12 protein-coding genes and 1 tRNA gene are annotated in these 22,777 nt (G+C 46.8%); 8 read left to right on the top strand and 5 right to left on the bottom strand.

The features are described from left to right. The first annotated feature begins 1,054 nt into the window (after window positions 1-1,054). The 6 genes from JHU38_RS06740 to JHU38_RS06715 are packed head-to-tail and all read left to right on the top strand — an operon-like array spanning window position 1,055 to window position 16,283. Entirely contained in the window at window positions 1,055-4,153 is a 3,099-nt protein-coding gene (locus tag JHU38_RS06740; protein WP_107582301.1) for a SusC/RagA family TonB-linked outer membrane protein, read from the top strand. Between the two features lie 54 nt (window positions 4,154-4,207). Then, the gene (locus tag JHU38_RS06735; RefSeq protein WP_107581171.1) at window positions 4,208-5,776 is read left to right on the top strand and encodes a RagB/SusD family nutrient uptake outer membrane protein; all 1,569 of its coding nucleotides are present in this window, start codon (window positions 4,208-4,210) and stop codon (window positions 5,774-5,776) included. Between the two features lie 47 nt (window positions 5,777-5,823). Then, window positions 5,824-7,620: a T9SS type A sorting domain-containing protein gene (locus JHU38_RS06730; RefSeq protein ID WP_107581172.1), complete on the top strand. Its 1,797-nt coding sequence runs from the start codon at window positions 5,824-5,826 to the stop codon at window positions 7,618-7,620. 40 nt (window positions 7,621-7,660) lie between these two features. Beyond that, entirely contained in the window at window positions 7,661-10,060 is a 2,400-nt protein-coding gene (locus JHU38_RS06725; protein ID WP_107581173.1) for a T9SS type A sorting domain-containing protein, read from the top strand. Between the two features lie 51 nt (window positions 10,061-10,111). After that, window positions 10,112-14,107, top strand: a complete 3,996-nt coding sequence (locus JHU38_RS06720) for a hybrid sensor histidine kinase/response regulator transcription factor (protein WP_158267266.1) — start codon at window positions 10,112-10,114, stop codon at window positions 14,105-14,107. 46 nt (window positions 14,108-14,153) lie between these two features. Beyond that, window positions 14,154-16,283: an alpha-galactosidase gene (locus JHU38_RS06715; RefSeq protein WP_107581175.1), complete on the top strand. Its 2,130-nt coding sequence runs from the start codon at window positions 14,154-14,156 to the stop codon at window positions 16,281-16,283. A gap of 807 nt (window positions 16,284-17,090) precedes the next feature. On the opposite strand, the gene JHU38_RS06710 is transcribed toward JHU38_RS06715, so the two are convergent. The 5 genes from JHU38_RS06710 to JHU38_RS06690 form a co-directional block, all read right to left on the bottom strand. After that, window positions 17,091-17,178 (bottom strand) — tRNA-Ser (locus tag JHU38_RS06710). Between the two features lie 59 nt (window positions 17,179-17,237). Beyond that, entirely contained in the window at window positions 17,238-18,041 is an 804-nt protein-coding gene (locus tag JHU38_RS06705; protein ID WP_107581176.1) for a TatD family hydrolase, read from the bottom strand. Window position 18,042: 1 nt separating this feature from the next. Then, a complete protein-coding gene (locus JHU38_RS06700; RefSeq protein ID WP_107581177.1) occupies window positions 18,043-18,741 on the bottom strand; it encodes a hypothetical protein in 699 nt (232 codons plus the stop codon). A 26-nt stretch (window positions 18,742-18,767) separates the two neighbouring features. Next, entirely contained in the window at window positions 18,768-19,739 is a 972-nt protein-coding gene (locus tag JHU38_RS06695; protein ID WP_107581178.1) for a polyprenyl synthetase family protein, read from the bottom strand. A 16-nt stretch (window positions 19,740-19,755) separates the two neighbouring features. Then, window positions 19,756-20,475: an energy transducer TonB gene (locus tag JHU38_RS06690; protein WP_107581179.1), complete on the bottom strand. Its 720-nt coding sequence runs from the start codon at window positions 20,473-20,475 to the stop codon at window positions 19,756-19,758. Window positions 20,476-20,579: 104 nt separating this feature from the next. Between JHU38_RS06690 and porQ the strand changes: the two genes are divergently transcribed. Then, complete coding sequence (gene porQ / locus JHU38_RS06685) at window positions 20,580-21,527, top strand: type IX secretion system protein PorQ (protein WP_107581180.1); 948 nt, start codon at window positions 20,580-20,582, stop codon at window positions 21,525-21,527. 17 nt (window positions 21,528-21,544) lie between these two features. Beyond that, window positions 21,545-22,237, top strand: coding sequence for a (d)CMP kinase (gene cmk, locus JHU38_RS06680; RefSeq protein WP_107581181.1), 693 nt, complete (start codon window positions 21,545-21,547; stop codon window positions 22,235-22,237). Window positions 22,238-22,777 lie beyond the last annotated feature (540 nt).

The following is a 22,777-nucleotide window of genomic DNA, read 5'->3' as shown; positions in this document are numbered from 1 at the left end:
TTATCAAAGGTTATTCCTATACTAAATTGTATGCCAAAATGGCGGCTTTAAATGTCAATTTGGCGCAAAAAGAAAATCTGTAATCACGAAACAGCCGATTATTTCTGGGGAATTCATCACGTTCCGACTATGTTTTTCGCGCGCAATCAGGCCCCGTTAAATATCGCCCTTTTGCCTTCATGCACTCAAAAGATAGGGATTTGTCTATTTTTATTCACTCAGCAACAGCAGTTGTTATAAAAAGCGTGAAGATAATTTTATGCTCTCTGTGGGGCTGAAATAAATTTACAAAAGGCTGAAAAAAGTGGCATTATTTCAAAATAATCAGACTTTGGCCGGAAATACGCGATTCTACGGCAGTTTTAGTATTGGTTTGATAATCAGTCGTTTATCTAAATTGCCCCTGCGATTTGCCCCTTCCGGCCTCGTCAAAGCATAGCTTTTACCCGCTCATAGTGGCCCTTTTACCTTGCGAAAGCATAACTTTGACGCGCTAAAAGCATAGCTTTGGGGTGATAAAAGCATAACAATGACCCATTAAAACATAAAAATCATGCCATCATAGGGGCGTTTTCAGCCCCAAATAGTGAAAAAGGCGGCGATGATTACGCTATTTGCATCATTTTTTTTGCGACGAAAACATGATAAAAGATTGACAAAATAGATCATGTATCGGTACTTTCAAAGAGAGAATGAATAACCTTGAATCACAATTTGCGGTATTAATATTAGCACAATCTGCTTGAAGTAATGAGTCATAGTGGATATATTGTCTGTGCTCGATAATAGCAACATATTTTATAATCAGTTCTTTCAGAGCGTCATATCTTCTATAAACGATCTTTTAAGAAAGCTTCTTATACCTTTATATTTGGCTTTTTTGGCGTTATTTTGGTAATTTCTGCTATATTTTTTTTATTTTTGGGAGAATATAATGTTTAATTTTGCCTTATGAAAAGGATTGTTTTTGCAAGGTGCGGATAAGATCTAAACCTAAAAATATATTCCTTTTAAAAGGCTGATCTCAAACTTGTTAAATACTAATATGATAATAATGAAAAGAAGACTACTATGTTTGTCGGCTCTGATATGGTTGTGCGCACAGGTAACTTTCGCACAGTTGAAGGTCGTGGGCCAGGTTTTGGACGAAAGTTCCGAACCACTTGTCGGGGCTTCCGTGCGAGTGAAAGGCACGTCAGCCGGTACTCCAACCGACGTTGACGGCAATTTCGCACTGACCGTAGAGCAAGGCGCAACGTTGGAGGTGTCGTATCTTGGATACAATACCCGCGAAGTGAAGGCCATCACCCAAAGAAAAATGCGAATTATCCTGAAGAGCGATGACAATCAACTTGACGGTGTGGTCGTGGTGGGTGTGCTTATGAAGAAAAGCGATCTTACGGGTGCAGTGTCTCATGTCGATGCCAACGTACTTGCCGAGAAGCCTGTCACCAATATCAGCGAAGCACTGCAAGGCCGTGTGGCAGGTCTTTATGTCACTAAGGGTGTCACGCCGAGCGACGACGGCTCGCTGAAGATTCGCGGAACCAACACCATCAATTCCGGATCGTCACCCATTTATGTTGTTGACGGTCTGGTTATGGACAATCAGTTTGGCTTTTATAATGCCATCAACGTAAACGATGTTGAGTCGATAGAGGTGCTCAAGGACGCTTCGGCCACGGCTCTCTATGGTTCGCGAGGCGCCAATGGTGTGATTGTTGTCACGACGAAGAAAGCCAAGAGAGGGACGGGGCAGGTTGCGTACGACGGCTGGGTGTCGTTCTCGACAATGGGACACCGCCCCAAAACGATGACCGCGCAACAGACTTTCGACCTGCGTGCCGAAGCCTACATGAACGGTTATGCCTATAACCACCCGAAAGCATCGGCTGAACAACTGAAAGACTACTGGGATAAGACAATTATGGGTTCCAAAACGATCTTCTCTGAAGAGGAGATGGCTACCTATCGCAGCGGAAAGAGCTACGACTGGCTGAAGCAGGTGACGAAGACCGGCATGGAGCACAACCATAGTATGAGCTTCTCCAAGGCTTCCGATAGTAGCAGCTTGTATGTCAGTCTCGGCTATAGTGGTCTTGACGGCGTGGTAAAGGGTACAGAGCAAGACAAGTATTATGGTCGTGTCAATGCCGAAAGTTCTATCAAACCGTGGCTCAAGATTGGTACGAACACGTCATATACATATATGAAAGACAAGATACCCAGTGGCGCGGTGTATAACCATGCACTGCAAAAGTCGAATCCTCTCATCGATTATGCGCCTTACATGAGCGATGCCACGCGCTACAAACCTTATTATCTCTTTACTTATTGGCGCGTACACGACAGTGGCGACAATAACAACAATTTCAATCCATTTAATTCAATGGACATACAGACCGACCGCGAGCGTTACCACTTCACGTCGTCTAGCTATGTTAATATTAATCCGCTCAAGGGGCTGAACCTGCGCTCTACATTGGCTGTCAACCGTGCGGAGCAGAGCTGGAATCAGTTTATTCCTAACACCATACAGGAAGCTGCACGTTATTATGGTGGTGATAATTATGCTACTCAACAGCGTTTTGCAGAGACACAGTGGCAGTGGGACAACACCCTGAGTTATGATACGCAGATAAAAGAGAGGCACAACCTTAATGCCTTCGTTGGTACGTCATCATCGCGCTACGCTTACCGCGTGCTCAAAGGCAGCGGCCGTCGCTTTGCAGGCAACGAACTGGGTTACAACGTGCTTCAGGCTTCGGCCGATACTAAAACACGTGGAATAGAATCTGATTACGAAACCAGTTCCCTCATGTCGTTTGTAGGGAGGGTCAACTACAACTATGATTATCGCTATTTCCTGACTTTAACAGGTCGTTATGATGGTTCGTCAAAGTTTGCCGTGGGCCATCGCTGGGGCTTCATGCCATCGTTCTCCCTGGCATGGGACGTTACCAATGAGAAGTACTTCCCACAGCAGGACGTACTCTCGCGCCTCAAGGTTCGTACCGGCTATGGTGTTGTTGGTAATCAAGATATCGATAACTATCTGTATGCCACACTCTATTTGCCTCAACAATCGAACGGCGAAGCTTATTATGGCACAGATGGTCGGCGCGGAACGCCCAACCTCACATGGGAAAAACAGAAGCAAACCAATGTGGGTTTGGATGTCGGATTCTTCAAAAATCGCGTCAGTCTGTCCCTTGATTACTATTACATCAAGAACTCCAACCTTCTCATGAGTCACTCGCTGGCCACAACTTCCGGTTATACGTACACTACCGAGAACATCGGTGAGCTGACCAACAAGGGATTTGAGGCCACGCTTCGGGCCGCAGTGATCAGTACGGAGGAATTTCAGTGGAATATCAGCGCGAATATTTCGCTCGACCGCAATAAGGTGACAAAGCTTTATGGCGGCGTAGATCACATTCTGAATGGTACCAACCGCCAGGGTAATATCTTCATCGGTGAGTCGCTGAGCAACGTCTACGCCTATAAATCAGGAGGAATTGCCAACGAAAACAACCGCGAGCTGTGGGAAAACAAGAACTTTAACGGCCGTACAGTGGGACTGGGAGACCTCTTCGTGCTTGACATTAGTGGCCCTAACGGCAAGCCCGATGGTGTGATAGACGCCTACGACCGATACATATATGGCAATACTGATCCAAAAGCTTATGGTGGATTCTCTACTGATTTCAGTTGGAAGGGACTTACGGTCAATGCCGTGTTCAACTATTCGCTCGGGGGACACCGCATCAGTTCCTACTATGAGGGCCTTGTCAGTTCAGTGGGTGAGAGCTATGCTTCACCCGATTTGCTCGATCGATGGAGCACTACCAACACCAACGCACGCTTCCCGCGCGTGATGGCAGGCACAGAGGGCTATTCAAAGTTTCAGGCTGGAGAGACCGATCACTACATTCAAAGTTCTTCCTACCTGCGACTGGGAACTCTCACGTTGGCCTACAATATGCCGCAACATTGGCTTAAGAGTGTAAACATGAAGTCGGTACGACTCTATTTTACAGCAAGTAATCTGTTTACTATCACGGGTTACAAGGGCTTTGACCCAGAACAGGGCGACTACAACTACCCGCCCACAAGGTCATATACTATTGGTTTAAACTTCAGTTTCTAAATATTAAACGAATCAGGTGGCCATAACAATGGCTACCGCAACAAAAAATAAGCAATGAAACTACAAAATATATTGATAGCCGTTTTTGTCATAGCCTTATCATCATGTGGAGACTTCCTTGATGAAAGGCCGAAGACGTCGCTTACAGAAGCCGATGTTTATTCTGACACGACAAAGGTTGAGTCGACACTGAAAAAACTCTACTCCAACTGGGAGGGTGTGTTCAAGGATCGTCATCTGTGGGAGTGTATGGTCGGGACAGATGAGATTCAGTCCGGAGCCTATCAGGCACTCATGGAGGACAACAACCGCCGTGGCGCACTTGACATGTATAACGCTCTGCTCACCGCCGAGTTGTCTTACATTACCGAGCCTTGGGAAAAGCGTTGGCCTTCAGTGGGAGAAGCTGCAAAGATTATCAATGCTCTCAAAGATGCCAACCTATCTCAGAATGCAGACATAGCAAGGATGTATGGTGAGGCCTGCTTCATTAGAGGCTGCCTTAACATGGAGCTTACGATGCTCTATGGACGTATTCCTATTATTGATGTCGCCCGTGCCGGTGAGCTGGGATATGGGCGCAAGCCGCTCAAGGATGTGTGGCAGTTTATCATTTCTGACTTGGAACATGCCGCACAATACTGTCCGGAAAAGAACGAACCGCAGCGGGCCACGCGCTATGCAGCCAGTATGATGCTTGGGTATGCCCACATGTCGGCCCCCGAAGATACCGGACTACGCAACTTTGCCAAGGCTGCGGACGCATTGAAAGTTGTTGTTGATGGGCCGTTTCAGCTCGTAGCTTATGCCGACCTGTTTGATTATGAGAAACCCAATACCAAAGAATCAATATTCGAATGGCAGTTTGATCCACAGACAAACCCCAATCAATTGCAATTTCAGCTTGGTTCGCGTGCTGCTCAAAATTCGTTTGGAGGCGATGGCTGTTATTTTGCAGGCTATGATCATGCCGTTCCTACTGAGTGGGCTTATAGCGGGGTTGCTGACGGTGGCATTTGGGAAGATGGCGACTTGCGCAAGAACATCTCCATACGCTACGATTATACCTACATGGGCATAGCGGCCACACTCAACGGTTGCTTATGGGAGAACATCGGTGAAGATCACGATGAGTTGAAGCCACACATCAAAAAGTATGAAGATTATCGTACTGATCAGTTCTCAAGCTTTGGTATAAATAATATGTGGCACTCAGGCAAGAATATCCCTTATCTGCGCTATGCCAATGCTATGCTGCTCTACGCAGAGTGTCTGAATGAACAGGGACAGACAGCTGCAGCAGTGAATGTTGTGAACAAAGTGCGCTCACGTGCTTGGGGAAACAGTCTTCCTGCCGATAAGGCCTGGAGCGAAAGCATGAGTCAGAGCCAGTTCCGCACTGACGTCATGACCGAGCGTGTGCGCGAACTCTTTGGTGAACGTTGGCGCAAGTTCGACCTTGTGCGTACAGGCAAACTTGTTGAGGCTGCTCAAGCCCACAACAAATGGACAAAGCGCAGTGGCACCATACAGGCGTTCAATGCCCTATGGCCTATACCGCAAACGGAGATCAACCAGAATGCGGATATCTCGCAGAAAGACCAGAACGAAGGGTATAGATAAAAGAAAAATCTATATAATCAATGTCTACCATTTAAACCAAGAAACCAATGAAACCAAAATCGTTACTTCTTTTAACCATGCTTGCCTCTGTAGCTTTAACAGCAGGAGCACAAAGTACCGTTCCGACATTTAGCAAAGTCGTGTTGCCCAACGGTATAAGTGAAGGCTTCTTCCGTGGAAGCGCAGTGTTTGCCGACATCAACAATGATGGCTATATGGATCTTATTATCAAAGGACGCGACCTTGACGGCGGATGGGCGCCTAAAGTGCAGATTGCCATGGGCAGTGCCTCTGGCTTTTCCAAGGGTAGCACGCTGCTTGAGAATATGGATATTTACGAGAGCAACCTTAATGTGTTTGACTATAATAACGATGGTAATCTCGATATTCTACTGAGTTGCTATGGTACACCGTTGCTTTATAGGGGTGGTGGCACGTTTACAAAGGTAGAAAACTTCACGCTTGAAGACCATTTCAGTCTTAATGACGATGAAAATGCCGGTGAGAAGACCACGGAACGTTACTATACAGGACTGACCCTTACAGCTGATTTTGATCTTGATGGCTTACAGGACATTCTGTCCAAAGACAGTGGAGGCAACCCTGTGCTTTACAGGAACAACGGTGATGGAACGTTCACGAAAATGAGTAACTCAAACCTTGCGAAAGTACGCGGCGGTACGATGGCTGTTGGCGATTTCAATAATGACGGCTATCCCGATGTAGCTGTGAGCGGATGGTCTGATGAAATTAGCAACGACGTGTGCGTGATTAATAAGAACAATGGGGATGGAACTTTCTCGACAGTAGTTTCTGAGAATATTGTTGGAGTGGAGAAAGGTGGTATTATGTTGGCCGATCTCGACAACGATGGTTATCTTGATCTCTTTGTCACGGGAGAGTCATGCCCCGAGAAATGGGCTAAGGTGGCGTATGTGTTTAAAAATAATGGTGACGGAACCTTCCAAACCAAGACAGCTGTCAATCCCAACGGTGCTTGCAAGGGTGGTGTTGATTGGGCCGATGTGAATGGTGACGGCCTGATTGACATTATCTATACAGGCGAAAGCAATACAAGCAATATGGTTGTGGCTATCAACAACGGCGGTCTTTCTTTCTCTTCACATGAACTCCCGGAGAATAAAGTTGCGCGAGGCGGTGCCGCCGTTTCGGCTTTCGACTATAACGGCGATGGCATCATTGACCTTGCTGTGATGGGTTACAACGACAAGAGTTTCCTGACGAAGCACTTTTCTGTATGGAATGGTGCGGGCGTTAAAGCCAATACAGCACCTGCTGCTCCTACAGGTTTGAAGATGTTGCCGGGCGACGGTAATGTGACTTTCTCATGGAACGCAGCTTCTGATAGTGAGAGTCCCACAGCTTCCTTGCGCTATAACTTGTATGTGAAGCTCAAGAATGGAAAGATTATCACCCATGTACCTGCCGATCTTGCAACTGGCAAACTACATTTAGGCCATGTAGACGCTGCGCTCACTACCACAAGTTATAAGCTTAAAATTAATGCAGCTGATATAGAAGAATGGGGCGTACAGACCATTGATGGTTGCAAGCTTTCAAGCCTCTTTGCAAAAGCTGACCAGAATACGGGTATCGATGATATGACCAATGCCGGAGAGTCTCTGTTCATCAGTGTTAAGGAAGGAGTGATAACGGTGAGTGCCGATGCCCATGTCGTTATTACTGACCTTGCCGGTACAAATATTATGAAGGCTCGCGTAAAGGCGGGAGCTTCGGTAGGGACGGGGCTTAAGACAGGAGTCTATGTAGTGAAAGCTGTTTCGGGAAAAGTTATTGATGTGAAGAAGGTGATTATAAAATAAAGAAATAGCCTTTTCCAAGCGTATTAAATATTTATATTGAATGAAAGTAATAGAATTAATGCTATTGACCATCGCTCTTCTTGCCTTCCCTGCTATGGTGTGGGCACAGCATGACATCAGCGATGGTCCGTGGAAAATAACATTCGATGAACAAAGTAAGACGCTCTCTTATGCGCAGCATGGAACGGAGATTGTCAAAGGGGCGTATGTAGAGATACACAAATCGACTAAGATACATGATAGTGAGCCTGAAACACTGCTATCGACAAGCTATCCGATCGTGACCCTTGCCCAGACAGCCGTGAGCGATGTGTTTGGAACTGGAACCAAGTATACTTATACTTACTCAGGTCTTGTTGGTAAAGACAATATTGAGCAGTCGTTCTACATCTATCACGATAGGAAATACATGGTCGTCGAAGCAGCTTTGGTGGCAGTGAGTGGTACGACGATGGCCAATTATATAGCTCCTATCGTATCGAAAACGCCAACGACGTTCTTGCCCGCAGGTAGTACCAACTATATATATGACATGCCTCATGACAATGACAACTGGGCGGGTTATGCGGCAATTCCCTTTAACGGGAACCATGCCGGTCGAAATCCATCGTGTGAGGTGTCGGGAGCATACAATGCCGACAGCCGATTGGGGCTCGTAGTGGGTTCCATCGAACATGATACATGGAAGAGTGGTATTACCATTACTCCTTGTTCTGTCAACGGAGTGGGACAGTTGGTCGTAGCTGCAGGCGTTGTGAACGACCGTACCAACGACGTACAGTTTAAGAACGGCTATGTGGTGATGACCCATGGTTCTGTTTCGGGTGAGCGGGTGCGCTCTCCACGATATTTCTTCGGCTTATATACAGACTGGCGCACAGGTTTTGAAGACCTTGGAGAAGCCATGGCCGCTTTGACTCCTAAGTTGCAGTGGAATGGTGGTACCATTTTTGCATGGCAAAGCTGGGGCGGTATGGCTGAGAATGTGAATTATGAGGGTGCGGTTGACGTAGCTGACTTTTTCAAAAACCAGTTGATGCCACGCAACTTTGTAAACGAGAAAGGGGTATGCTACATCGTGCTCGATTCCTATTGGGACAATATGACTGACTTCCAGCTACGCATCTTCGTCCAGCGGTGTAAGGCCAATGGGCAGAAGGCTGGTATCTATCATACACCTTTCTCCTGCTGGCTTGACGAGGAACAACTCGGTGTTCACACACCTTATGACGGAAGTCCCTACAAGTGGAGCGACATAGTGCTTACAGCCAATGGCAAGAAACGTAAAATAGCATCGTTTGCGCTTGATCCCACACATCCCGCAACTAAGGAGTATAATCGTAGGCGGTTTGAGAAATTCAAAAGTCTTGGGTTCGAATATATCAAGCTCGACTTTATCAACAACGGCACACTTGAAGCTGATAGCTATCATGATTCCAATGTCACCACCGGTATGCAGGCATACTCCTACGGCATGGATTATGTGTTACGCTTAGCTCAGGAGGCGGGCATGTTTGTAGATCTTTCGATATCCCCCGTCTTTCCGGCCAAGGGACATGCCCGCCGTATATCGTGCGATAGCTGGGGAGAGCTTGATAACAGCATGTACACACTCAACAGTCTGAATCTTGGATGGTGGCTTGATAGGGTGTATTGCTATAACGATCCGGATCATCTGGTACTCTCACGGGCCGAGAGCGAGGGTGCGGCCCGCATACGCTACACCATGGGTGCCATGACGGGCACCGTGCTGTTGGGAGACAATTACAGTCTGAAGGGATCTTTCCCCGGCAGCCAAGCAGAACGCGATCTTGCCTTACGCATTGCTACCAACGCTGCCATCAACGATGTTGCTCGTATAGGCCGTTCGTTTCGTCCGGTCGAAGGGAAACTTGATGTGCGGTTTAAACGCTACCAATACAGCTATGGTGCTGACCGCGAATTTACGCTGGACACCAAAGAAGCACTCTATTACGTAGTATTCAACTACGATCGGATGGGCAGCTATAGTAAAACGGTCGACTTTGCCCGTATTGGTATAGACCCCTCGAACGTGAGAAGCATCAAGGAGCTGTGGACTGGTCAGCGCATAGACTTTTCAGGTAGCGGCTTCAATCTGACCGTGCCTAAGGCGGATGTGCGTCTGTATCGTATCGACAAAACCACTCCAACAGGCCTTACAACTATTCATGCCGACGACAACGGGGTTGCCGTCGGCTATAATCTCGGAACCCTTACTGCCAAGGCTTCGGAGACTATAGCATCCATTTTTATGTATGATCTTCAAGGCCGGCTTGTATGCGGCAAGCCTTTCGTGGGCCGTGCCGCCATATCGCTCACTGTAAGTTGCGTCCCCGGCGTGTATATGGTGAAGATAAAGCTGGGGTCGGGCGGCACGATAGTGAAGAAAATACTTGTCAGCAGAAACTTGTCATGCTAATGTTTGAGTTCTTGTAACGTATAAGAAATACCTTTTCCGAACTTGATGGAAATGAAAACGAAATGCGTCTTTTCATATCGGATGGTGGTTATCATTATCGCCATGTTCGCTTTTCTATTGTCCACCATCCCGTCATGGGGAGGCGGACACTATTCGTTCATGCATGCCAATTACAATGTGGGCTTGTCATCGAGCAATGTCAAGAGTATCGTCGAAGACAGCTATGGCTTTGTGTGGCTCGGCACGAAGAATGGTCTGCACCGCTACGACGGCATCGGTACGCGTCGGCTCAAGTGTTATGACCGGCTTAAAAAGCAGGGCAACGACAATATTGATGCTCTCTACGAAGACGAACGGAAGAAGTTGTGGGTGGGCACAGACCGAGGCGTGTATATCTACGACCCCATAACCGATCAGTTCACCTTCATGGATATAAAGGATAAGGTCACTGGCAAGTATCCTAACAATTGGGTGCAGACCATCGCCGGCGACGGCAGAGGTTCCGTGTGGGTACTGTTGCCCGATCTTGGGGTGTTCCGCTATCAGGGACAGAAGGTCGATTATTATCAGGTGCTACCCGCCAAAGGGCATTTCAAAGAAAAGTATCCTTCCAACCTTTGCGTAGACCGGAACGGAGACGTATGGGTTATTACTACGGGGTTAGGCGTCTATAGGTTTGACAAGCGAGGCAATCGTTTCGATAAGGTGGTGGCTGACGACGGGCAGACACTCGATGGTCTTTATCTGTCGTTCATCGGCGAAGACACTGATGGTTCACTCGTTATCTCATCGGCTAGTGGCAGCCTGTTTCGCTACAGGCAGGCCCACAAGCAGTTTGTCAAGATCCCTTTCTCTGGAGAAGGTCGTGTATACCTACGTTGTCTACAGTGCTTCGACAATGAAATGTGGGTGGGAACGCAGCATGGACTGTATGTTATCGACAAACAGGATGGGTCCGAGACGCAGCTTCGTACAGACCCGCTCAATAGCTTCAGTCTTTCAGACAATGTGATTTACTGTTTGTATAGAGGGCGCAGCGGTGATGCCTGGGTGGGCACACTCCACGGCGGAGCAAGTTATATGACGCGTAACAAGTTTAGCTTTCAGGCCTACGGCCGCTGGTCAGGACTTGGCGGTCGTGTGGTTAGCAGCTTGGCTCAGGCCCGCGACAACAGTGTCTGGATAGGAACAGAAGACAACGGATTGTTCATGCTCAACCCGCAAACACAGTCTATCAGACCCGTGGCGGCTTCACCACTACTTCGCCACACCACGCTCATGCTCACAGCTTACACGGGCAGCATCTACGCCGGTTTTTCACGCGGAGGACTCGTGAAGATTAATGGTGCGGGTGGCACAAGCTCCGTGCTCGATATTGCAGAGACCGACAACAGTGTATATGCTTACCTCAAAGACAGTCGTGGCAACGAATGGGTAGGTCTGGGTTATGCCTTCTATCGCCGCGATGCCGGCACCGAACGGTTTGTGCGAGTGAATGACACGGGGTTCAACTGGATATTTTCTCTTTTCGAAGCCCATGACGGCATGGTGTGGATTGCTACCATGGGCAATGGTATATGGCGCTACACGCCGGCCACGGGCAAGTTCAAAAGCTACGTCTACAGTGAAGGCTCTGTCAACGGGTTACGCTCTAACAGCATCAGCGCATTTATGGAGGACAGCCGCGGAAATATATGGGTGTCTACAGATCGTGGCGGCATCAGTCGCTATGATAAAACCAGAGATTGCTTCACCACGTTCGGAATAGCCGAAGGCCTGCCCGATGATGTAGCCTATAACATACTCGAGGACAAGAAGGGTAACCTATGGTTCGGAACGAATAAAGGGCTTGTTAGGTTCAATCCTGACACCCGAGCCGTAAAGGTATTCACCGTCAAGGACGGTCTACCCGGCAACCAGTTCAACTATAACTCGGCCATTAGGTTAAATGATGGAACATTCTGTTTCGGTTGCATTGGCGGAGTCGTCACGTTCGACCCTGAACTCGAAGACTCCTATGTGCCCGAACCCTCTGTCTACTTTACACAACTGCGTGTCTACAACCGCGAGATAACTCCGGGAACAGAGGATTCGCCGCTGCAACAGAATATTATGTTCACTCGCAAACTGGTGCTGCCCTACGACATGGCAACGTTCTCGCTCGACGTCGTATCACCCGACTTTGGCGCCGGTGGCAGCGGAAATTACAGCTATAGTCTTGAGCCGGGCAATGGAGAGTGGGTGCGCATGAGCGACAACCGCGTGTCATTTGCCAACCTTCAGCCGGGTTCCTACAAGCTTTGTGTGCGTGCCGAGAACCACGGTCAGCAGGCACAGCAGGAACTTTCCATCGTTATCAGTCCACCTTTTTGGCGTTCCGATTGGGCGTATATGGTCTATTTGCTACTCGTTTGCGCCATCATCGCCGGCTGGTTCTGGTGGTATCGCAACCACAAAGAGGCACAATGGCGCGAACGACAACGCTTATTTACCGTTAGCAAAGAGAAAGAACTCTATCAGAATAAGGTAAACTTCTTTGCCGAGGTGGCTCATGAGATACGCACTCCGCTTGCGCTCATCGACGCTCCCCTTGAGGCTATCGAGGAAATAGGCACAACAAATCCGAAGATTGCACATTATCTAAAGGTCACGAGACAGAATACGCGTCGGTTGCTCAACCTCACCGGACAACTGCTCGACTTTCAGAAAATAGGAGAAAAGCGCCTAACACTGAAATTCGAAAATGTAAACATTGCGGCATTGGTTAACGAGACTGCCGATCGTTTTGAGCCCACCATCATGCTACGCGGCAAGTTGCTGTCGCGTGATGTGAGGTTCACTGAGCCGCTGGTGGCATCAATTGACAAGGAGGCTGTTACCAAGATTCTCAGCAATCTGCTTAACAACGCCATGAAATATGCGCGGCGCACTATCGCGGTGAAGCTTGATGCCGACGACACTTGCTTTACGGTGAGCGTAGTGAGCGACGGCGAAAAGATAAAACCAGAGGAACGAAAGAAAATTTTCGAACCATTCTATCAGGTCGACAAGTCGGTATGCGGTGAGAATGGCGTGGGCATCGGTCTCTCATTGGCACTTTCACTGGCCAGACTTCTTGGAGGAACCATAATCCTTGATGACGGCGACCTTGTCAGCAACACATTCACCCTAACTCTTCCGCTGAATAAGGATGGCATTCGTCAAAACAACCTTCAGGCGATAGGTACGTCCGACTATCTGCTCGACGACAACTCTAATCAGGTTCGTGAGGAAGGCGGAGGCTACACCGTGCTCATTGTAGAAGACAATGACAGTATGCGGAATTTCCTGGCCGAACAAATTAACATGTCGTTCACTACAGAGACAGCACACAATGGGCTTGAGGCGCTTAGGCGATTGGCTGACAGTCGGATCGACATCATTGTCTCCGACGTGATGATGCCTGAGATGGATGGATTCGAACTGTGCACAGCCGTAAAGACAGATCTGGATCTTTCGCATATTCCTATTGTGTTCATCACTGCCAAGAACGATATGGAGAGCAAGATCAAGGGGCTGAAGCTCGGAGCAGAGGCTTACATCGAGAAACCCTTCTCCATCAAATATCTCAGACAGCTTATCTGCTCGTTGCTCGAGAACAGACAACGCGAGCGCGAGTCGTTTTCGAAGAAGCCATTCTTCACGGTCGACAACATGCACATGCCTAAGGCCGATGAAGAGTTTATGAAGAAGGTGACTAAAATCATAGAAGAACATATAGGTGAGGAAAACTTTAATGTAGAGACCATGGCCGGCCTGCTGTGTATGAGCCACTCCAGTCTGCTTCGTAAGATAAAACTGGTGTTCAACATGTCGCCCATAGAACTCATACGTACCGTGAAACTGAAAAAAGCAGCAGAGCTGATACAAGAGGGAAGATACCTCATCGGCGACATCTGTTACATGGTAGGAATATCGTCGCCGTCTTATTTCAGCAAGATATTCTTTACGCAGTTCGGTATCAGTCCCAAGGATTTTGAACGACAGAATCGCGAAAGGCGAACATAACTCTCTCCAATATAGACCAAAACATAATTTATATATTGACATGCGAATGATTACAAAACTATTAAGCGTGCTCGCAATGCTCTCGGCAACCTGTGCAACGTATGCAAAAGAGCAGGTTGTAGTAGCGACACAAAACACCAGTATCGTGTTCACCATCGGTGACAACGGACGGTTGTATCAAAGTTATTTCGGAAAAAAGCTGGACAATGCTGCCGATTACGCCCTTCTGCCTCTCGGCAAGGAGGCTTATCTCACCCATGGTATGGAGGATTATTTTGAACCGGCACTGCACATCAATCACAGTGATGGCAACACGTCAACGCTACTGAAATATAAGTCGCACGCAACCACGCGTCACGAAGGATACACTGAGACGATAATCCGGCTTGCCGATCCTGTGTACGGCGATGAAGTGGCCATGCACTATGTGGCCTATGAGAAAGAAAATGTGTACAAGACTTGGACGGAGATTAGCAATAAAAACAAGGTGACGCTTGAAAAGTTTGCCTCGTCGATGCTTCATTTTTATTCAAAGAAATATTTCCTAACCCAATACGATGGTGACTGGGCGAGCGAAGTGCATCGGCACACGCAGGAGCTACTCTTCGGCAAGAAGGTTGTTGATTCCAAGCTGGGGGCACGGGCCGATATGTTTACGTCCCCATTCTTTCAGCTCTCGTTTGACAGGGAAGCGACCGAGAACGCGGGAAAGGTACTTGTGGGGACACTGGCATGGAGCGGAAATTTCAGGTTTACGTTTGAAGTTGATAATATCGGAGGACTGAGAGTCATCAGCGGCATCAACCCTTACGCCTCGCAATACGCCCTTGCCCGGGGCGAAACGTTCCGAACCCCCGACTTCATCTTCACGCTCAGCCTGAATGGTACGGGCACGGCCAGCCGCAGTCTGCACGATTGGGCCCGCCGTTATCAGGTGAAGGACGGTCTGGGCGACCGCATGACATTACTTAATAACTGGGAGGCAACCTATTTCGATTTTGACCAACCGAAGCTACTTTCGCTCATCGGCGATGCCAAAAAGCTTGGTGTAGACCTGTTTTTGCTCGACGACGGATGGTTTGGTAACAAGTATAAGCGATATAATGACACGCAGGCACTCGGCGACTGGGTAGTTACAGCCGACAAGTTGCCTGATGGTATCGGGGGACTTACCGAAGAAGCCCGGCGGCAGGGTGTGAAGTTTGGCCTCTGGATTGAGCCTGAAATGGTGAGTCCCAAATCAGAACTCTACGAGAAGCACCGCAATTGGGTGATCAGATATGATAACCGCGAGGAGTATTATTTCCGTAACCAGCTTGTGCTCGACCTCGGTAATCCGGAAGTACAGGACTATGTTTATGGCGTGGTCGATGGTTTGATGACCCGCTATCCCGACATTGCTTATTTCAAATGGGACTGCAATAGCCCCATCACCAACATTTATTCATCTTACCAGAAAGCCTCTCAGAGCAATCTCTACATAGATTATGTGAAGGGATTGTATCGTGTGCTCAAACGCGTTAAGGCCAAATATCCCAACCTGCCCATGATGCTATGCTCGGGCGGAGGGGGGCGCACCGACTATGAAGCATTGAAGTATTTTGTAGAAATGTGGCCCAGCGACAACACCGACCCTGTGGAACGGCTGTTCATACAATGGGGTTATTCGCAGGTATTCCCTGCTAAGGTGCAGTGTGCGCATGTTACTTCGTGGAACAAAGATGCCAGTTTAAAGTTCAGAGTGAACGTAGCCATGATGGGCAAACTTGGTTTTGATATCAACTTACATGAGATGTCGGCGCATGACCTGGCTTACTGTAAGCAGTCGGTGACCGATTTCAACAGACTCAAGCCTCTCGTACTCGAAGGCGACCAGTACCGGCTTATTTCGCCCTACGAAGGCAATCATGCCTCTACCATGTATGTTTCAAAGGATCGTCTACGGGCTGTGGTCTTCGCTTTCGACGTCTACCCCCGCTACAGTGAGAAGTTATATCCTGTCGTTATGGAGGGACTCGACCCGGCCGCCACGTATCATGTAAAAGAAATCAATCGGGCCGACGGATCACAAGGCAGCGTAACGGCCTATTCGGGCAATTATCTGATGACAGTTGGCCTGCCGCTTTTTACCGGCAACAAACTTTGCAGTCGTGTATATGAACTCACGGCAAGATAAAGGCTCCGTGGTCGATGGTTATTCCTTTTCAACTGCTTCTGCATAAGCTGCATGTCGATTATGAGAACAGAAACGTCCGGAACGCTTTTCTATAAGCTGTTCCGGACGCTCATAAGCTCATCCGACAAGTTCCGGAACGAATTACGTTCTTTAATTCTTCTTCTTTTCTCAAGTTTTACTTTTTTGCTAATACAGTCGTAAGAAATAAACAGCCTTTGTTATTATAAAAAATGGGAAGATAGTTTTGTGCTCTCTGCGGGGCTGAAATAAATTTACAAAAGGCTGAAAAAAGTGGCATTATTTCAAAATAATCAGACTTTGGCCGGAAATACGCGATTCTACGGCGGTTTTAGTATTGGTTTGATAATCAGTCGTTTATCTAAATTGCTCCTGCGATTTACCCCTTCCGGCCCCGTCAAAGCATAGCTTTTACCCGCTCATAGTGGCCCTTTTACCTTGCGAAAGCATAACTTTGACGCGCTAAAAGCATAGCTTTGGGGTGATAAAAGCATAGCAATGACCCATTAAAACATAAAAATCATGCCATCATGGGGGCGTCTTCAGCCCCAAATAGCGAAAAAGGCGGCGATGATTACGCTATTTGCGCCATTTTTTTGAACGCTTTTGAGGTAATATTTTTATACAAAAACGAAGAGAATGGATAAGGTTTTTGTTCACAAAAACTATCGTAAGCATCTGTTGAAGGAGGATAAAAAAAGCAGTGGCACTAAACAATCGTTTAATGCCACTGCCTTAAATGGTGGGTGAAACGCAAATCAATGTTTTTGTAAAGACTTGCTTTCGCTGCGGAAAGAGGGGGATTCGAACCCCCGAATCGCTTTTGACGATTACACGCTTTCCAGGCGTGCCTCTTCAGCCACTCGAGCACCTTTCCTAAATCGATGTGCAAAAGTAGAGCTTTTCTTGCAAAAACTCATTAGCCAATGGGCTTATTTAAAATTCTTTAATAAATTCTCCAAATACAGTTTTGACATTATCTGTTGTGATAGTGGCAATCTGCTCTTCCGAAACACCATAACTCGTGGCGAGCGTTTTCTGAACTTCGGTTATGAACGTGCTCTCATTGCGTTTGCCACGATAAGGAACCGGGGCCATATAGGGGCTGTCGGTTTCCAGAACAATTCGGCTTAAAGGTACTGCGGCCGGCAAATCTTCGCGCAGATGGCTGCTTTTGAAGGTCGAAACTCCGCCGATGCCGAGCATGAAACGGGGCATGCTCAGGAAGTCCTGAGCCTCTTTTTGATTTCCCGTAAAGCAATGGAAGACACCGCCGGGCAGGTCGTTTTTGTATTTGCGGAGGATAGACAGCAATTCGTTTTGGGCTTTACGGCAGTGAATCATCAACGGAAGACGCGTTTCGACAGACCATTCAACCTGCTGTTCGAATGCCGCTAACTGCTCTTTTTCAAACTCCCGACTCCAGTAAAAATCAAGACCGCATTCACCGATGGCGATGAATTGCGGATGACTGTCGGCCCGATCGGCATCGAGCAATTGCTTCATGGTCTGCAAAACCTCTTTCCAGTCGGCTCTGACCTCTTCGGGTTGCAAGCCAATCATGGGGTAAACGTAGTTGGGATATTGACGGCATATAGCCAATAGGGCAGAGACAGAGGGCAGGTCAACGGCCGGAATGAATATCTTACCCACGCCCGCGGCTTGCGCCCGACTGATGACTTGTGGCAGATCGTCCGTGAAATCGGCTACGTCGAGGTGGCTATGTGTATCTATAATCATGTCAGTATAAATGTTCTTCGTTCTTGCGATAGTAATAAATCACGCCCAGTTTGCGGCACGCAGCGTATCTGATTTCGGGCGGTTCTTGAGCAAAGTGTGCCTCAATCTGATTCCAGAGCTCGAGAAGAATGCTGTCAACTTCCGGGCGTTGTTGAACCAAATCGTCTAAGTCTTGCCTTGTGCGCCGCGAAAGGCGTTGCTGTTGATTATAAAAATCTCGGAAAATGTCCAGGTGAGTTGCCACAATACCGATGGGCGGATTGTAAATGGGGCGTCCGCCCGCTTTGATTCGTGCTTTCTCTCCCTGTATGGCTTTTTGGCCATAATCAAGCAGTCCTGCGATGGTTTTGATATTCGGGATGCACGTTGCGTCCGTTTCCAGCCCATAAAGCGATAGCTGGCTTCGTTTGATTTCGCCTCGTTCGGTGCACATCAGCAGCACTTGCAGGAAATGACTGACATACATGGTCGCGTTTCGCTGAAGCTTTTCGATTTTGCTGTTATGCCTCGTTTGCGTCTGAAAGCTGATCTGGTATTGTTCAACAGCTGTCTGTAGACGTTCAAAAGCCGTTTTCGCACGGTTCAGAATCTTCCAATCTATAAACCGGTTTCTGACCGTATAGATATCATCGCTGTCGAGTAAGGTCTTCAGTGCTTTGAGACGAGCCGCGTCTGTTTTGGGTAATCTTCTGTAAGGCACGTATGAAAGAAGTTTATAGTTGTTATTTAATAGTTTCGGTTCATCATTTGCATGACGTAGCTTGCAAGTTCCTGCTTGCGTTCTTCCGCTACCTGTATAGCGTCGAGATACCTTTTGCTTTCATTAAAATAATATTCTATTTTCTCTTGGGCAAGCCTGTCTATATGCAATTGGTTATAAATGGCTGTTATGGCGGCAACCTTTTCGTCGCGGTTAAATGTCTTGGCATTCAACCACAGATTGAGTTCGGTTTTCTGATTGCCGGTTGCTCTGTTCACGGCCTGTATCAGCATGAATGTCTTTTTGTTGGAAACGATATCGCCGCCAATCTGTTTTCCAAATACGGCAGAATCGCCATAGACGTCGAGATAGTCGTCTTGTAACTGGAAAGCCAGCCCTATCTGTTCGCCGAATTTGTATAAATTGTCAATGTCCTTTTGAGGAGCGTCGGCTAAAATGGCGCCTATCTTGAGCGCACAGGCCAAGAGTACGCTGGTCTTGAGGCGAATCATTTCGATGTATTCCTGCTCGGTGACGTCGTCTCTGTGCTCAAAATCCATATCTAATTGTTGCCCCTCGCCAATCTCAAGCGCGGTTTGGGTAAACGTATCAAGCACTTCCTTGAGGAATTTTGTGTTGCATTGAGACATGTATTGATAGGCCAGCACAAGCATGGAGTCGCCCGAGAGAATGGCGGTGTTGGCATTCCACTTCTTATGTACGGTGGCTTTGCCGCGGCGCATGTCGGCTTGATCCATTAAATCATCATGTAAAAGCGTGTAATTATGGTATGTTTCCAATGCGATGGCAGAAGGGAGCACCTCTTCTATATGATCTTTGTAAAGATTATAGGCCAGCATCATCAGGATAGGACGGGTTCGTTTGCCGCCCATACTGAGCACATAGCGTATCGGTTCATAGAGTCCGGTAGGCTTTTTGTCACAAGCCAGCAGGTCAATACTTTCGTTTAGGCTGGCTAAGATTTCTTCAACGGTCATAATTTTCTGTTGTTTTTTACAATTTAAAATTGATTGGTATTGCAAACATTGTACGGCAAGGCTTGTTGTTTTGCATGCCGGGTTTCCATTTAGGCATGATTCTGATAAGTCTCATGGCCTCTTTATCGAGTAGAGGATGTGCCGATTTGGCTATTTTAGAATCTACGATTGTGCCGTCTTTATTGATGATAAATGAGATGACGACTTTGCCTTCTATGTTTTGTCTTTGTGCAATGACAGGGTAATTGAGGTTTTGGGTGAGCCATTGCACAAAGGCAACCATCCCTCCCGGAAACTCTGGGAGTTGTTCAACGATTCTGAAATTAAGTGGATTATCGTCGTTGTCTACCGCAACTTGTGACACGGCTTGCTCGTCTGTTTGTTCGTTATCGGTTGTCGAAGGGGCAGAACCTTGGCTGTCCGTAAGCCTATCAAGGGCGGACGCAATGATTTTAGGAGATAATTTAGTGGGAGAGTCAACGGGTTTTACCTTTTGGCTTATTGAAGGAATAAGCGAAGGAGCAGTCGCAATCATGTCTTTCGTGTCGATGGCAGGCAGCATTTCGATGTCTTCGCTCATATCATCAAAGACCTCTTCATTCATTGCCCGGTTATTGTTGTGGCTCGTATATTCCAGCGCGGTGAGGAATAACATGAGAACAAGAATGGTTCCCAACAGATAATATGTTATTCGCTTTCGCTCCAGATCTGCCTTTCTTGATTTCTTAATATCCACGATAAACCATCTGTTGCGCCTTTATTTCAGCGTAAATAATAATACAAAGTTAAGCTATATAATTGAAAAATACATTATCTTTGCCAAATATTTAGGGAAAATAGATGAAAAAGATAGGATTGTCACTTTTATTATGCTTTGCCTTTATACAAGCAACAGCGCAGGAAAGCCAGACAGGATATAATTTTCTAAGGTTGCCCGTAAGTGCCCATGCCGGTGCTTTGGGAGGTGATAATATATCGTTGGTTGATAATGACGCATCTCTTATTTTCCATAATCCGGCTCTTCTTTCCGCTGTAGACGACAAGAATGTCTCTTTCAGTTATATGCGTTATATGCATGATGCTAACGCTGCCGCCGCTGCTTTTAATCGGAATATTACCGAACGAGCCAGTTGGGCCGTCTCTGGGCAGTACCTTCATTATGGTACGATGAAGCAAACGGATGAGCAAGGCGTGATAACAGGCAGTTTTACAGCCAAGGATATTGCCTTGACAGGTTATTTTTCTTATTTGCTTACTGATTATTTGGCAGGCGGTGTTGCCGTCAAATGGATATTCTCTTCATTAGGATCTTATCACGCGGTGGCAACCGGAGTTGATCTGGGACTTAATTATTATCTCCCGGACAATGAACTGTCGTTCTCGCTGGTGGCCAAAAATCTCGGAGGTCAGTTGAAAGCTTTTAATGAAGACTTTGAGCGTATGCCGGTTGATATTCAGTTCGGCGTATCCAAGCATTTGGTGAATACTCCTTTCAGAGTTCATGCTACGTTGGTAGATTTGAATCATTGGAACTATAAATTCATTGACCATTGCAAAGCCGGACTTGACGTATTGTTGTCTCCTTCCGTTTGGATTGGGGCCGGTTATAACTTTAGAAGGGCACACGAGATGAGGATTTCGTCGGCCGAAGACACGAGCGTGACGAATGGTGCCGGCCTTTCTTTTGGCGCGGGGCTCAACCTTGAGCGCTTTAAATTGAATCTGGCCTATGGGAAATATCATATTGATAGCAGTTCGTTAATCTTTAATGTTGCTTTCTCGCTTTAAAACAAACAGTATTATATATGAAGAAAATTACGATAGCGATAGATGGCTACTCGTCGTGTGGTAAAAGTACAATGGCTAAGGACTTGGCTAAGGAGATAGGTTATGTGTATGTTGATACAGGTGCCATGTATCGTTCGGTCACATTATACGCTTTGCGCCACAATATGTTCATGAGCGATGGTTCTATTGACGAAACCCGACTGCAAAAGCAGATGAACCAAATCCAGATTACATTTCGTTTTAATCCGACAACGGGTAGACCGGACACATATCTTAACGGTGAACTTGTTGAAAAGGAAATCCGTGGACTTGAAGTAAGCGCTCATGTCAGTCCGATTGCCGCGTTGCCTTTTGTTCGCGAGGCTATGGTTTGTCAGCAGCAGCAGATGGGGCGCGAGAAGGGGATTGTGATGGATGGCCGTGATATCGGTACGACTGTTTTCCCCGACGCGGAGTTGAAGATATTTGTCACAGCCAGTCCTGAAGTCAGAGCGCAACGTAGGTTTGCGGAGTTGCGTGAAAAGGGAATGGAAGCCAACTACGACGATATTCTCAAGAATGTAGAGGAACGCGACTATATCGATTCGCACCGCGAGGTCTCACCGCTTCGTAAGGCTGATGACGCAATAGAGTTGGATAATAGTAATCTTACGATCGAGGAACAGAGAGCATGGCTCTTTAATCAGTATAAAAAAGCAGCAAAAATGTAATTTTATGACAGGATAATGCTGTTTTGATTAATTATTTAATGGATTAGTGATAAAAAATAATAATTTTTCGTGCTACGCTTATAATTTGTTTGAAAAATATTTGGAATGAGACAAATGTTTTATTATCTTTGCAGCAGTAAAAGTTAATAAGCAATGTCTTTCTTACAAAATAATTGATATTTGTTTTATCCTTTTGCTCTCCCTTTAGCTTTTAAAAAAGCAAAAGAGGTGGAAATGGCAAATACGGATTTATGAATTTAAAGAATAATATCAGAAAGGTAAATAGAAATTAGATTATAAATTTTGAGTTAATTACTGTTTTTTTTGAGAGGATTACTTCGTGAGAAGTGATCCTTTTTCGTATATCTTTATTGAAGACTTACGGTGAGCAGCAGAGTTTTTGTGGAGCAGTAGAAAATTAGTGGGGACAGGGTTTACAAGTATCGATGATATCTACCGCACCCTGAATTATCTTTACATATACTATCAAAAAAGTGGCATTATTTTGAAAAAGAAAAGAGAAGGACGAAAATAAGCGAT

Origin of the sequence: Prevotella illustrans (assembly GCF_017426725.1) — a bacterium.
Classification (GTDB): domain Bacteria; phylum Bacteroidota; class Bacteroidia; order Bacteroidales; family Bacteroidaceae; genus Prevotella; species Prevotella illustrans.
This window is presented reverse-complemented; position numbering and strand designations above follow the sequence as displayed.